The sequence below is a fragment of the Salicola sp. AFF1 genome (assembly GCF_056783195.1).
The window spans coordinates 19,975-33,684 of sequence record NZ_JBXAYL010000010.1; the positions used below are offsets into that span (position 1 = coordinate 19,975).

14 protein-coding genes are annotated in these 13,710 nt (G+C 61.3%); 4 read left to right on the forward strand and 10 right to left on the reverse strand.

The genetic code is table 11. The annotated features are described in order from the left end of the window. Positions 1-7 precede the first annotated feature (7 nt). Positions 8-850 (forward strand): S-formylglutathione hydrolase, encoded by an 843-nt coding sequence (gene fghA / locus AC1RQI_RS08520; protein WP_481904409.1) that lies wholly within the window; start codon positions 8-10, stop codon positions 848-850. Here the strand turns inward: fghA and AC1RQI_RS08525 are convergent. From AC1RQI_RS08525 to AC1RQI_RS08545, 5 genes are all read right to left on the reverse strand, one after another. Beyond that, the gene (locus AC1RQI_RS08525; protein WP_481904410.1) at positions 841-1,692 is read right to left on the reverse strand and encodes a nitrate- and nitrite sensing domain-containing protein; all 852 of its coding nucleotides are present in this window, start codon (positions 1,690-1,692) and stop codon (positions 841-843) included. The genes fghA and AC1RQI_RS08525 overlap by 10 nt on opposite strands. A 3-nt stretch (positions 1,693-1,695) precedes the next feature. Next, positions 1,696-2,796 (reverse strand): methyl-accepting chemotaxis protein, encoded by a 1,101-nt coding sequence (locus AC1RQI_RS08530; protein WP_481904411.1) that lies wholly within the window; start codon positions 2,794-2,796, stop codon positions 1,696-1,698. 26 nt (positions 2,797-2,822) lie between these two features. Further along, positions 2,823-4,094 carry an EAL domain-containing protein gene (locus AC1RQI_RS08535; protein WP_481904412.1) on the reverse strand — a complete coding sequence of 424 codons (1,272 nt, stop codon included), beginning with the start codon at positions 4,092-4,094 and terminating at the stop codon, positions 2,823-2,825. Between the two features lie 110 nt (positions 4,095-4,204). Beyond that, positions 4,205-4,513 carry a DUF6522 family protein gene (locus AC1RQI_RS08540; RefSeq protein WP_481904413.1) on the reverse strand — a complete coding sequence of 103 codons (309 nt, stop codon included), beginning with the start codon at positions 4,511-4,513 and terminating at the stop codon, positions 4,205-4,207. 91 nt (positions 4,514-4,604) lie between these two features. Then, positions 4,605-5,468 (reverse strand): LysR substrate-binding domain-containing protein, encoded by an 864-nt coding sequence (locus AC1RQI_RS08545; RefSeq protein WP_481904414.1) that lies wholly within the window; start codon positions 5,466-5,468, stop codon positions 4,605-4,607. A 123-nt stretch (positions 5,469-5,591) separates the two neighbouring features. Between AC1RQI_RS08545 and AC1RQI_RS08550 the strand changes: the two genes are divergently transcribed. Then, the gene (locus AC1RQI_RS08550) at positions 5,592-6,476 is read left to right on the forward strand and encodes a DMT family transporter (RefSeq protein WP_481904415.1); all 885 of its coding nucleotides are present in this window, start codon (positions 5,592-5,594) and stop codon (positions 6,474-6,476) included. Between the two features lie 38 nt (positions 6,477-6,514). Here the strand turns inward: AC1RQI_RS08550 and AC1RQI_RS08555 are convergent, their stop codons facing one another. From AC1RQI_RS08555 to galU, 5 genes are read right to left on the reverse strand one after another with little or no spacing between them, the layout of a single operon-like run. Then, positions 6,515-6,748, reverse strand: a complete 234-nt coding sequence (locus AC1RQI_RS08555; RefSeq protein ID WP_416634882.1) for a hypothetical protein — start codon at positions 6,746-6,748, stop codon at positions 6,515-6,517. Between the two features lie 5 nt (positions 6,749-6,753). Further along, on the reverse strand, positions 6,754-7,080 hold the full coding sequence (locus AC1RQI_RS08560; RefSeq protein WP_416634881.1) for a hypothetical protein: 327 nt from the start codon (positions 7,078-7,080) through the stop codon (positions 6,754-6,756). Beyond that, positions 7,080-9,569, reverse strand: coding sequence for an efflux RND transporter permease subunit (locus AC1RQI_RS08565; RefSeq protein WP_481904416.1), 2,490 nt, complete (start codon positions 9,567-9,569; stop codon positions 7,080-7,082). Before AC1RQI_RS08565 ends, AC1RQI_RS08560 begins: the two co-directional genes overlap by 1 nt. Before the next feature lie 4 nt (positions 9,570-9,573). After that, positions 9,574-10,587 (reverse strand): hypothetical protein, encoded by a 1,014-nt coding sequence (locus AC1RQI_RS08570; protein WP_481904417.1) that lies wholly within the window; start codon positions 10,585-10,587, stop codon positions 9,574-9,576. A gap of 20 nt (positions 10,588-10,607) precedes the next feature. Beyond that, the gene (gene galU / locus AC1RQI_RS08575) at positions 10,608-11,453 is read right to left on the reverse strand and encodes a UTP--glucose-1-phosphate uridylyltransferase GalU (protein ID WP_416634878.1); all 846 of its coding nucleotides are present in this window, start codon (positions 11,451-11,453) and stop codon (positions 10,608-10,610) included. Positions 11,454-11,599: 146 nt separating this feature from the next. Here galU and zwf point away from each other — a divergent pair, with 146 nt between their 5' ends. Together zwf and AC1RQI_RS08585 are read left to right on the forward strand one after the other, a co-directional pair. Next, entirely contained in the window at positions 11,600-13,039 is a 1,440-nt protein-coding gene (gene zwf / locus AC1RQI_RS08580) for a glucose-6-phosphate dehydrogenase (protein ID WP_481904418.1), read from the forward strand. A gap of 174 nt (positions 13,040-13,213) precedes the next feature. Continuing rightward, the gene (locus AC1RQI_RS08585) at positions 13,214-13,705 is read left to right on the forward strand and encodes an N-acetyltransferase family protein (protein WP_481904419.1); all 492 of its coding nucleotides are present in this window, start codon (positions 13,214-13,216) and stop codon (positions 13,703-13,705) included. Positions 13,706-13,710: the final 5 nt, after the last annotated feature.

Below are 13,710 nucleotides of genomic sequence, written 5' to 3' on the forward strand. Positions count from 1 at the left end.
AGCATCCATGACCGAAACACTGGAACTGGTTTCAGAGACCAAAAGCTTTGGGGGCTGGTTCAGGCGTTATCGCCACCGCTCCCAGGAGCTGGATTGCGACATGGTTTTCGGCCTCTACCTGCCACCCCAGGCCGAGAGGCAATCGGTCCCTCTTCTTTGGTGGTTGTCGGGTCTGACCTGCACGGATGAGAACTTCATGCAGAAGGCAGGGGCGCACCGCGTTGCGGCGGAACTGGGCATGGCGATCCTCTGCCCGGATACCAGTCCTCGCGGCACGGACCTGCCTGGCGAGCATGACAGCTATGATTTCGGCTCCGGGGCCGGGTTCTATGTGGACGCCACACAGCCCCCCTGGAACCAGCACTACCGTATGTACCGTTATGTGGTGGAAGAGCTGCCCGATGTGGTGCACAACGTCTTCCCGCTCAACGGCCAGGAAGCCATTGCCGGGCATTCCATGGGCGGCCACGGGGCCCTGATCTGTGCGCTCCACAATCCGGATCGCTACCAGTCGGTGTCCGCGTTCGCGCCGGTCTGCCATCCGGCGAACTGTCCCTGGGGGGAGAAGGCGTTTGGCAACTACCTGGGCAGTGACCGTGAGGCCTGGAAAGCATGGGATGCGAGTGAGCTGATCCGTTCCCAGGGGACGGCGCATTCATTGCTGGTGTATCAGGGGGATGCGGACAATTTCCTGGCGGCGGGCCAGCTTCAGCCCGAGGCCCTTGAGGCCGCCTGTTCCGAGGCCGGAGTGGACCTGACGCTGCGGTATCAGTCGGGCTACGACCACTCCTATTTCTTCATAGCCAGCTTTATTGAGGATCACCTGCGGTTTCACGCCCGTTATGTGTGAACTGGTGGATCCTCCGCCATGGCCTCCAGCGTAGCCGCGACCAGCGAAAACAGAGCGTCCACCGTTGCAGTGGCGTCCTGGAAAAACGTCTGGGCGGGGATCACGATGGGGGTGGCGGCCAGCAGGTCGGAGTCCATTTCATGCAAAAGCTGATCAACGGCCTTTTGAACGTCCTCCAGCTGGTTCGCGTCAACCTTTGCCGGTTGGGCTTGATTCAGGGCCTCGAAGGCAATGCTGGAGAGGTCTCGGATCTTTTCCCGGAGGAACCGCAGGCGAACTCGCTGAGCCGCGGAACTGTGGCCCGCGGCAGCCATGGCAGTTCCCAGGGCCCGGGCCTGGCCTGCCCATTCGGCGGCTTCGAGCACTTCGTGCCAGATGCAGTGGTGATTGGCAGGGTGGGGCGCAACCCTGTCGTCAGCGGCTATGTTCTGGATAAGAAAAAGCGTATTGCGGATGATCTGGTGATGCTGGTTCAGGTTGGCCTCAACCGACCGGTTGCCGGTTTGGCGTAACCGCCTCCAGTGATCCTCGAGGCCCAGCCAGCGCTCGGCGTATCGTGCATCGCTCATCGGCGCTTCCCGGAATACCCGGTCCAGATGCTGGTGCAGGGAGGCCAATTCCTGCTGCATGCCTGACCCGCCGGACAGCACGCCTGTGCTCAGGCCTCGGTGGCGCTGCAGGTTCTGGATAAGATCGCATAGGCTGCGAAGGGCTGCCAGCTGCTGCCGCCGGCGCCGTCTGTGACGGTGGTGCTGGCGCAGCACCAGTACGGCGCCTGAACCGGCAAGGCCGAGCAGGAGGGCAGCGGTCACTACGAATGGGGTCGAGAGGAAGAAAGCCATGGGTTACTCCGTCAACCGGGACAGATGGGTCGCCATTGCGCGGGCCTGGTTGGCCGCTTCCAGGTTCGCGGCGCTGCCCTCACGGACACGTTCAGCGAGCGTGGCAATCTCGGTGAGGGCCTGGCTCTGCTGTTGCGTGCTGGTGGCCACCTGGACCACCTGGTCGGTCAGGTTGTTGACGCCTTCCTGGATGTGATCCAGCAACGAACTGACGTCATTGGAATGAGCGGCGCTACTCTGTGCCGCTTCCGTCAATTGGCTGACCCGCTGGGTAACCCCTTCAATCTGATCCAGAACCAGCTGGTTGTTGCGGTCGATCTCGGAGGCCGACTCTTCGCTGTAACGGGCCAGCTTGCGGACCTCGTCCGCGACCACCGCGAAGCCACGCCCGCTCTCACCAGCACGGGCGGCCTCGATGGCGGCGTTCAACGCCAGCAGGTTGGTTTGGTCCGCGATGCCGCGGATCGTGGCGGACATTTCGGTAATCCGCTGGGAGTACGCATTCAGTTCCGTCATCAATGCATGGGTTTCCTGGGCTCTTTGCGCCATCGTGGTGACATCGTCCACCAGTTGGGCAAGCTTGTTGTTGCCATCCGTCAATTCACTGCTTGATTGGAGAGAGCTGGCGCGCGATTCGTCCGCGATGCGGGCAATGTCGTTGATACTGGCAGTCAGCTGCTCAATGGCGGATGCGGCGGTTTCAGAGGCTTCATTCTGTGCCTGTGTGTTGTCGGTGACGGATTCCGCGCTCTGCGCCACCTCGCTGGCGGCATGAGCGATCTCGTCGAGGCGTTGCTGCAGGCGGTGCGTGGTTCGTTGTGCCTCTGCCACTTGCGCGCTGGAGTGGGAAGTCAGCACTCCTGCCAGCCATTTGCCGTTGACACCAGTGGCGTCGCCGTCGGCGGCCAGTTCCCTTTGGATGAGAACCAGGAGCGAGAGTGCGAGCAGTACGCCGGCACCGACCAGGCCAAAGGCAATGGACCAGGGCAGAAGGGCCGACGCAATTGCCGCCGCCATTACAAGGCCGGTTACCACACGAATGGCACCCTTGAAGCCCACTTCCTGGACCAACAAACCGCCGGGCAGGCTTAGTAGCATCGTCATGACTCCGACCTCCGTTTGGCGGGGACTTAGAGTTGGCGCGGTAGCTGGTGATGGGAATCCGGAAAGGCTTCTTCCGGGTGAATGTCCAGGCACAGGATGCGGTATCCCTCCAGCGTGAATGTCATGTGCGAAGCAGTGACCGTTCGGGCCGTATCGGGCAGCGCCACATAGGGCCGGGACAGGTGAATGTTGCCGGGGGTGTTGACCGCGTTGCGGAAGTATTCCCGGTGGGACCAGTTGGCGCCCTTGGCTCTCAGCAGGGGATTGAACATCGAGCGGGTGCGGTCGTAGCCGGCGGCGAATGCCGTTTCCCCTTGCTGCTCGCCCCTGGTGTCCAACAGATAGCAGCGTTTAGCACCAGGGCACGCCAGTAGCCTGCTGGCCGCTTCAGACAGCGGGGCACCTCCGGCAACCCGATGGCACACCTCCAGGATCTCGTGGCGCAGGTGTCTGAAGTATTGATTGCGCTCTGATTCCTGCTGGCAATTGGGAACCGTGAAGTGCTGCTGCGCTTCGAGCAGTTGGCTTTCCGCATCGGCGGAGGCTGTCTCCAGAGTGGGAGAGGGGTGGCTGTACCAGAATCCCTGGTGTAGATCCGCGTCGGATTCCCAGCCCAGCGCGGCCTGTTGGTGTGTTTCCAGGCCTTCCACCAGAACCAGGCTGCCGTTTTCGCGGATCATCCGGATCAGGCTCAGAAACAGCCTGGAAGCCCGGGTGTTTTCCACCGCATGCACCACCATGGTGCGGTCCATTTTCACGATGTCCGGCCGGAGCCGCCAGATCCGCTCGAAGTGGGCATCGCCGGCCCCGAAATCATCAATCGCGATACGGAATCCGTGCTGTCGGCAATGGGCCACGAATTGCACCAGTGCGTTCTGGTCATGAACCGCATCTTCAACAATCTCCAGCACAATACGGTCGCAGGACAGGCCAGCCTGGTGCACGAGCGCCGCCAGTGTCTCCGGTGTGGTGCACGAATCCCCAACGCTGGCGGCGCTGAGGTTCAGGAACAGCCAGGCATGAGGGTTGGACCAGGCATAGGATCGAAGGGCCTGTTGCCAGAGCGCGATATCCAGGGACGGTTCACGCTGTTCGGCGTTGGCATGTGAAAACAGGGTGCCCGGTGAGGCTGGATGGCCCTCACACCAGGGCCGGGCGAGTGACTCAAAGCCGACGGTACGCCGGTGGGCAGGGCTGACGATCGGCTGGAATTCACAGGCAAGCGAGAACGCGCCAAACCGCATTGGCAGGCACGGAGCCTGCCCATCGAGGCGCGCGCCACCAGTAAGATCGTTCATCGCGGTTCCCCTGTGTCTGTTTGCTCGGATACATCCAGGAAGCAAGCAATGGGGATACCATTTAGCATTGGCTGATGTTTCGGTTTGTTACACGGCGGGTCTCAGTCCGGCTATCTATCCAAAAGCTGCATCAGGGAAGGTTTTACATAGCGGCGTGTTTCGGGGGGCGGTGTGGTTTCGGTGAGCGAGCCATCCGGTTCGCGGATCATGCACAGTTGCCGGTCCTGGTACCGCACGGTCAGTCGCACCCGCCCCGCATCCTCGCCTTCACCCCGTTCGACAAGGGTGCGGATTGTGCCGTTTTCAATGGCCTGGGACAGCGTGGCCGTGTCCACGCCAAGCCATTCGGCAAGTGTGTCGGCGTCGATGACAACATCCCCTGAATCCAGGCTGACCGAGCCCCCAGCATTGGTTACCAAGACTGACCTCCCCGCGTTCTCATTCGTGATTCGCTCGATTGTCCCCATTAAATAGCAAAGGCCGGGCAACGCCAATGATGCCGGAGCTCCGCTATCTTTCGGAACCCATATGGTCCCGGATCAGATCCGCAAGCTGTCGCGCCGGCTCCGAGGGGCGGCCGGGAGCCCGGTGCAGGGCGATCTCGACCGAGGGAAGCATGGGCAAGCCGCTTTTCTCATCCAGGGCTCTTAATTGGGGGGTGAGCATGTCCCTGGTGATCAGCACCACCGCAAGTCCTGCTACCACGACGGGCATCAGCCCTGTCATGGACTGGCTGGAATAGGCCAGTCGCCACTGCCTGCCTGCGGCCCCAAGAGCACGCTCGGCCACGTCCCGGAAAACATCCGTCCCCGGGCTGTAAAGCGCCAGCGGCAGTGGATCTTCCAGAGACGGTTGCTGGTGCGCGCCCACCGCCCATAGCAGCGGATCCTGGCGGATGACCTCGCCTCCAGGAGAGTGCGTCTGGCGGGTCACCACTGCCAGATCCAGTTCGGAGGCCTGTACCTGGCGGGCCAGGTCGGTACTGGCCCCGCAGGTTACCTGCAGCTGCATGGCTGGGTACATCTGGTGGAAGTACGCCAGCGCGGAGGTGAGCAGGAAGGCGTAGTCCTCTGGAATCCCCAGGCTCAGGGAACCGGCCACTCTGCGGTTCTTCAGATCATGCAGGGCTTCGTTGTTCAGGATCAGCAACCGCCGGGCGTAGCCCAGGAGGCGTTCACCTTCATTGGTGAAGCGGATACCGCGACCGGCCTTTTCGTGCAGCGTTACCCCCAGCGTGCTTTCCAGCCGGTGCAACTGCATGCTGACGGTGGACTGGGTATAGGCGAGCCGTTCCGCCGCGCCGGTGACGGTGCCGGTATCTGCCACCGCGAGCAGGGTCTGCAGCAGGTTAAGGTCGAGTACGGGAGCACGCATATTGATCACAACTTATGATGAGAACGTTCAAATAAAATTGATTTTGTGATTATTGTGCACATCGTAATCTGCACCTGTCATTTCATGGCCGAATCATTGAACGCATTGAAAGGAGAGACGACTGTGCAGGCAGTGAGCATTGAGAATCGCCGGTTTCCCATAGGCCCAATGGCAGGGTTGTTTGCCGTTGTTCTCTGGGCCTCGGCTCCCCTTCTGATTGACCTGGCGGCCACGATCCCGCCGCTGAGACTGACCGCGGTCACCCTTCTGGCTGGTTCAATGGCTGCCTTGCCGCTCAGCCTTGGGAGGAATTTCCACGTAGAGATACCCTCAGGGTTATCAGTGGTTATCTATGGGCTGATGCCGCTGCTGGTGCTGGGGGCAGTGGGCTCTTATCTGGTGGGATTGGGAATGGCGCCCACGGCGGAAGGCGCGCTTATTACCTACACTTGGCCGGTCGTGTTCGTATTGGTCAGTCAGTGGTTCACCCATGGGAGGTTGTCCGGGGCGGTGCTCGGTGGTGCTGCCGTTGCCTTTGGTGGGGCTGTTTTGTTGCTGGCGCCGGATGTCGTGAACAATGGATTCTCGGGCAATCTGTCGGGGTACGCGTTTGCGTTGACCGCAGGGTGTTGCTGGGCCCTTTATTCCTGGCTCTGTCAGACCACGCCGGTCACGCTGATGCCGTTCATGCCTACCATCTTCATGATTGCGGCGCTGGTCGCTGCCACCATGGGCGTGATACTTGAGCCGGAGGTGCTGCGGTTCCCCTACGAGGGTATTGCTGCGGGTGCGGCCCTGGGGCTTGGCCCCTACGGGATTGCCATGGTTGCCTGGGACGTTGCGATCCGCAATGGGCCGACGGGCCTTGTGGGCAGTCTGGCTTACGGGGTGCCCGTGATGGCGGCGTTCTTCCTGGTGGTGGCTGGTTTTGCTACGCCCAGCTGGCAGTTGCCGATGGCAGCGTTGATGGTTGTCTTCGGGTCGCTTCTTGCGCGCCGCGCCAGCTGACTTCTGAAACGTGAACCGGTGCCACTGTTCCAGAAGCCCTAACGCCTGCCAGTGAAGCGCTCGATGATCCGCTGGGGGAGCGATTCGAACGTGGGCGCGATGGGCTCTTCAAAGTTGCTGTGGATCACCCGCCCGTGTTTGGGGCGGCGTTCATTAGCAGCGTATTGTTCCAGGCGCTGAACGAGCTGTTCCTGGCGGTGTATCTCCCAGATCACCGCTGCGGAAAGCGCCAGCAGAATGATGCCGAGCAGGACGTTCAGGATCGTTATCATGGCGGCTAACGGTACTCAACGCTGATCTCGGACTCAATGCCCCGCTCGGAAAGCGCTTCATCGAGTTCCGTGGTCAGCTGGCGGAATACAATGCGCCTGACGGTTTCGGGCATGTAGTCGCCCACGAGTCGTGCGGAGGCGGACTCACGCCGTGCCACCTCAATCGGGTTGAGTACGCGCACCGTCATCAGCATCTCGGGGGGCGGCACTTCGGGATCCGCCACCCGAGCCAGCGCATGCTCGATGCGCCGGCGCTGCTCCCGCAGGTGATACAGGGCCCAGGCGCTGAGCGCGATCAGAATGAGCAGCCCAATGGTCGTGACAATGGCCATTATCGGTTTTCCTCATTGGCTCCCTGGTCCGGGCCGAAGGGTTGGGCAATCAGCATGAGCCTCGGCAGCAGCGTCAGTGCCCCGAGCAGCGCAATGGCCATGGCCAGACCAGTAAAGACCCCGAAGTAAATGGTCGGGATGAAGTTCGACAATGCCAGGATCGAAAAGCCAACAATGATGGTCAGCGACGTATAGAGCATGGCACGACCGATGGTCTGGTGGCTGCGGTGCATGGCTGCCTGGTAGTCGCCATCACGCCGGACTTCTTCCCGGAAACGGTAGACGTAGTGAATGGTGTCGTCCACGGCAATGCCCACCGTTATTGCGGCGACCGTAATGGTCATCATGTCCAGCGGAATCCCCATCAGCCCCATGATACCCAGCACCGTCCCCGCGGCCAGAAGGTTGGGCACAATCGCCACCACCGCCACCCGGAGGGAGCGGAACAGAACCAGGAACATGGCCATGATGGCCAGGAAGACCGCGCCCAGAGTCTTGATCTGGGAACTGAACAGGCTCTGAAGCATATTATTGTAGAGCACTGCCATGCCGGTGAGATTGACCTGTTCGTCCTTAAGGCCGACTTCCCCGCTCAGGTGTGAACGGATCCGGTCGAACAGCGCGTCCCGTTGAAGGTTGGGAGAGGACTCGATCAGACGGACGCTGAAGCGGGCTTCGCCCGTTTCCTCGTTAACGTAGGGATCCAGAAGCAACCCTCGCAGGTCCTCTGGGAATGCCCGCCCCATAAGGCCCAGTTGCAGTGGGTTCAACTCGCCCTGGTTAACGCGTTCCGCGAGCCGGATGGTTGTGGCGAGGGAAATGACCTTGCCGGTCTGGGGCTGCTTATCCAGGTAGTCGTGAATGGTTTTGACCAGCTTTGCGCCCTCGGTACTGAAGAAGCTGTCGATCCGTTGCTCGGGCTCACAGTCCGGGTCCACGAAGGGATCGCATGACTGTGAGGTGGTGTCATCGTTCTTTTCAAGGCTGATCACCACGTCCAGTGGTGTGGTACCTCCCAGTTTCTGGTCGATTACCTTCATGCCCTGGTGGATTTCGGTGTCCGACTTGAAATAGTCAATAAAGCGGTTTTCAACCGAGAGCCAGGAGACCCCCACAGCACAGACCACGGCCAACCCCGCGCTCACGGCCAGGATAGTGCCACGGTAGTTGTCCGTGATCCGGGCCAGGTATTCCGTGATGGGGGTGCGGTGGAGGGCGCCGCCTGGCTGCGCCGCGCGCGGCAGCAGCATGACCACGGCCGGGAGGACCAGGAACACCACGGCGTAGCCGATGAGGATGCCGACGGTCATCATGAGGCCGAAGTCGATGACAGGGCGGATGTTGCTGAAGATCAGCGAGCCAAAGGCGACCACGGTGGTGACGACCATGTAGAAGCAGGGCCGGCCCATGGCGCTGACGGTCTCCGAGACCAGCTGATAACGGTCGGCCTCGGGCTCGAGCTGCTGGTATTCGCGATGACGCACGATCAGGTGGATCGTCAGCGACATGGTGATGATCAGCAGCAGTGACACGAAATTGGAGGAAATGACGGTCACCGGCCAGTGTGTCCAGCCCAGGTAGCCCAGAGTGAACCAGACGGTGAGGCCGCAGCACAGCAGTGGCAGCAGGACCCAGCGTGGCTGGCGGAAAATGATGCCGAGCATCAGGATAATGAAAGCGAGTACGCCCAGTCCAAAGGTCACCAGGTCGCTTTCCACAAAGGCCATCATATCGGCTACGATCATGGGCACGCCGCCCAGATGGATCTGGGCGTTATCGCCGTAATCGGCCAGCACCTCGCGCACGTCGTGGATGATCCGGTCCTGCCGGGTGTTCAGCGCGTCCTTGCGCTGGCGGTATTCGGTCAGCACCTTCGAAAGTTCGGCTTGTTCCGCTGCGGAGAGCCCTTCATCACGCTGCTTCTGTTCCAGTTCATCACGCCGGTCACGCAGTTCGTAATAGCGCTTGTCTGTGGGCAGCAGAAGCTGGATGGCAGTGGTCGAGCCGTCCTTGCTGACCAGCATGTTCTGGTACAGCGGATTCTCCATCAGCGCCTTGCGGGCGGTGTCCAGCGCCACATCATCCCCCTGGAGGGTCTTCATGTGCTCGCTGACCGTCATCAGGGTGATGTCTGGACTGTGCAGCAGGGGCACGTCCAGTATGCTGTTGCTCTGGTCGATGCCCTTCACGTCCATCAGATCGTCGCGAAGCTTCCGGAGCCGGCTGATGGCACTGTCGCTGAACAGTTCTTCCTCCGGTTGGTAGCTCACCACAAGAAAGCCATCCGTGGTTTCGAACCGCCGGTAGGTCTGCTGGTAATATTCAAACGACTCGTCGCCTTCCATGACCAGTGTGTCCGGAGACGCATCCAGCTGGAACTGGTCGACACGAAGCCCGGCGAGCACGGCTGCTGCCAGTACCACGAGCAGTGTCAGAACCGGGTGGGCCAGGACGGTACGGTCGTAGAGGCGGAAAAGGCGGTTACCCAAGGTATTACCTCTCGGCTGGGTTGAACGTTAGAGTCGCAAGCCGTTGCTGCTCATCCAGAGCAAGTCGGATATCGGTTGCGGGGGGCGACTCAAGCAGGCGCCGGGTGATGCGTTCATAATGCGCCATGAAGGTATTGAAGGCATCGCCTTCGTCCAGGTGGGCGCGGTAGCTGTCACTGCGGTTGCGGATGAGCTTGGCCTCCTGGAGCAGTCGCCAGCGGCGTACGGCCTCCCAGGAGGGGGCCTGAAGGAACAGGGAGCGGTCAAACCGCTGGAACAGGTCCTGGTAGCGTCCGGCGAGTTGTTGATTCACGTAATGGCGCCAACGCCCGTCCGGATCCTGCTCCGCCTCAAGGTTGTTGATCGGCGTGGCCAGCTCTTCACCATCCACGGCCTGTGCATCCAGACACCATCCTTCCAGAAGAATGACACCGGGGCGACCCTGGAAGGTATCGCATTCGGTGTCGGGCACCCGGTCATCCCGGCTTTTGTCGAAACGGGGCAAGGCGGTAAGGGTATCAGAGGTGGCGCTGCGCAGCCTCTCCACGCAGGCCAGGAGCGCCTCCACCTCATGAGTGCCGGGAACGCCCCGTGTGGCCAGAAGGGGGTGGACGGTAGAGGCCAGTTCGCGGCGTGCATCCCGGCTGAGGTAGAAGTCATCCAGGCTGAGAACGCATGCCGAAACCGCAAAACAATGATGGAGTACCAGCCGCAGTGCCCGGGCGAGTGTTGTCTTGCCGCTGCCCTGGCTACCGCCGATGGCCATGACCAGCGGACGACCGAGCTGGCGCTGTTGGGACAGCAGCCACGCCGCCATCGGGATGACCAGGCGCGGGAAAACACTCATCCAACCCTGTGGCAGCTGCTCATCGGCAATGAAGCGCTGCAGGGCCAGGACCGCATGCTGGCGGGCCTCATTGATGCTCTCGCCGCCGAGGGGGTGGCCTTCGGGCCAGCTGGCTCCCGGGAGTATAACGGTCCCCGGCCGGTGCTCTGAATGTGCCGCTTTTTCCGTCATGCGCCGGTCTGGACTCCTGCTCAGAGGTTGCGTTCGCCGCGGCGATAGACGTTTTCGTAGACGTGGTTGGTGGCTTCGACAAAGCCGTCAATACTGCCACAGTCAAAACGCCGGCCCCGGAACTGGTAGGCCAGAACGCAGCCGTTGCGGGCCTGTTCCAGCAGGGCATCCGTAATCTGGATCTCGCCGCCCTTGCCTGGTTGTGTACGCTCCAGGATGTCGAAAATATCCGGTGTCAGGATGTAGCGCCCAATGATGGCCAGATTGGAGGGCGCCTGCTCTTTGGGGGGTTTTTCCACCATACCGGTAATCCGGTACAGCCCATCCTTCATGGTTTCCCCCTCAATGACCCCGTATTTGTGGGTTTCATCCTCGGGCACCTCCTCTATTGCTACGATACTGCAGCGGAACTGGTTGTACAGCTTGACCATCTGCGCCATCACGCCTTCATCCTCGGATCCCGCCACGCAGAAATCATCCGCCAGGATGACGCCGAAGGGGTTGTCACCGATCAGGTTGCGGCCGGTGAGAATGGCGTGGCCCAGGCCCTTCATCTCATTCTGGCGGGTGAAGGCGAAGCGGTGGTTCTCGATCAGGTCGCGGATGCCCTTGAGGTTGTCCTCTTTGCCCGTGCCGGCGATCTGGTGCTCGAGCTCATAGCTGATATCGAAATGATCCTCGATGGCCCGCTTGCCTCGGCCGGTTACAAAACCCACATCCTGAATGCCCGCTTCGCAGGCCTCTTCAACCGCGTATTGCACCAGCGGCTTGTTAACGATCGGAAGGATCTCCTTGGGCATGGCCTTGGTAGCCGGCAGAAACCGGGTGCCGTAGCCGGCGACCGGGAAAAGACACTTGCTGATCATGACTGGCATTCCCTGTTATGAATTCACTGATGCGCGGATGATTCCAGAACCCGCCAGTGTAAACAATCCGTTGCGCAAAAAGGAGGGGGCTCTCATGGCGGTGTCCTCGATTTGCGCTGTTGGTCCGGATTGATCATGCTGTGCTCATGAGCCAATACGATGACACGCCCTTTGCCATAGTGCTGTTTGGGGCCGCCGGTGACCTGGCTCGCCGGCGCCTGGTGCCGTCGCTCTATGCGTTGTGGTGCGAGGGGGCCTTGCCTGCGGGCTGGCAGCTCGTGGGCATCAGCCGCCGTGACTGGACCAGTGAGCAATGGCGGGCGGCGCTTGCCGGGGAGCTCCAGGGTGATGGGGTGGCGGATTTCCTGGCCCACGTGACCTATTTGGCGGCGGATGCCACGGATGCAGGGGCGCTGGCCTGCCTGCGTGAGGGGGTGGAGGGCAAGCGCTGCATCTTCTATCTCGCTACCCGGGCTGATCTTTACGCTGGTATCACCCGGGCACTGGATGAGGCCGGACTGGTCTCGGACCAGTCACGGATTGTGCTGGAGAAGCCCATTGGGCTGGATTACGCCTCAGCGCAAGCGATTGAAACAGGGGTGCGCGAGCGCTTCAGTGAGCGCCAGATCTTCCGCATTGATCATTACCTGGGCAAGGAGACCGTCCAGAACCTGCTGGTGCTGCGCTTTGCCAATTCCATTTTCGAGAGCCAGTGGAATCACCGCTACATCGATCACATCCAGATCACCATCGCGGAGTCCGGCAGTGTGGCCGGGCGCGGGGCGTTTTATGATGAGGTTGGCGCCCTGCGGGACATGGTCCAGAATCACCTGCTCCAGTTGCTGTGCATGACGGCCATGGAGCCCCCCAATACCCTGAGTGCGGATGCCGTGCGCGACGAGAAAGTCAAGGTTCTGCGGGCCCTGAGGCCCATGGAGACCAGCACTATTTCCGAGCAGGTGGTGCGTGGCCAGTACACGCCAGGTGCCAACGGCGAGGCGGGCTATCCCGAGGATGCCGGTGTTCGTGAGAGTACCACGGAGACGTTTGTGGCCATGCGTGTGGCCATCGACAACTGGCGCTGGGCTGGCGTGCCGTTCTACCTGCGTACGGGGAAGCGCTTGCCGCAGCGCACCTGCGAGATCGTGGTTCATTTCCGGCCCGTACCACACTCCATTTTCCCGCAGCAGCGGGCGAGCATGGCCAACCGCCTGGTGTTCCGGCTGCAGCCGGACGAGGGCATCCAGCTGTCTTTCAGCGAAAAGCGCCCGGGTGCCGCCATGGACATCCGTATGTCCGAGCTCAGCCTGAACCCTCAGACCCTGCGAATGGAGCGCGCACCGGATGCTTATGAGCGACTGCTTGGGGATGTGATCCATGACAACCAGACGCTTTTCGTGCGTCATGATGAGCTCATGGCCGCGTGGGAATGGGTGGACCCGATCCTGCAGGAGTGGCGCGAGTCCGGTGCCCGCCCCGAGCCTTACAGGGCTGGCACCTGGGGGCCTTCAGCAGCGACCCTGCTGCTTGCCCGTGATGGGCGGCTATGGGATGAACGGGGGGCGGGCGATGCCCCCGACACTTAAGGCGGTAACGTGGCGCATCCGTGCGTGGCGGAGCCGTTGCACGGTTTTGTGATGGCGACCTTTTGCGCGTTGACGCCAGGGCTGGTGCGTTATACTGAAAAGGAGAGCACCATGAGGGCCAGCCATACCGAAGCCGGTGCAACCATCTTCCGCTGGGATGATTGAGGAGACACCATGCCCGAGATTCGCCCCTTCCTGCCCGACGATTGGCCCGCAATCTGGCCGGTTTTGGAGCCGGTTCTGCGTGCTGGTGAAACCTATGCGGTGCCCACGGACCTCAGTGAGGATGACGCGTTCTCCTTCTGGGTGAAAAAGTCAGCGTGCAGTTACGTGATGCTGGATGATGACGAAACCTATCTGGGCACCTACTTCCTCAAGACCAATGCGGCTGGTCCTGGTAGCCATGTCTGCAACTGTGGGTATATCGTGGCCGAGCATGCGCGCGGTCGTGGCCTTGCGGACAGCATGTGCCGCCATTCCATGGAAGAGGCCAAACGGATGGGGTATCGGGCCATGCAGTATAATCTGGTGGTGGCCACCAACCTGGGCGCCATCAAGGTCTGGGAGCGTAACGGCTTCGAGGTCACTGGCACGCTTCCGGGGGCTTTTGAGCACCCGGAATACGGTTATGTGGATGCCCATGTCATGTACCGCTGGCTGACCTGACTGCC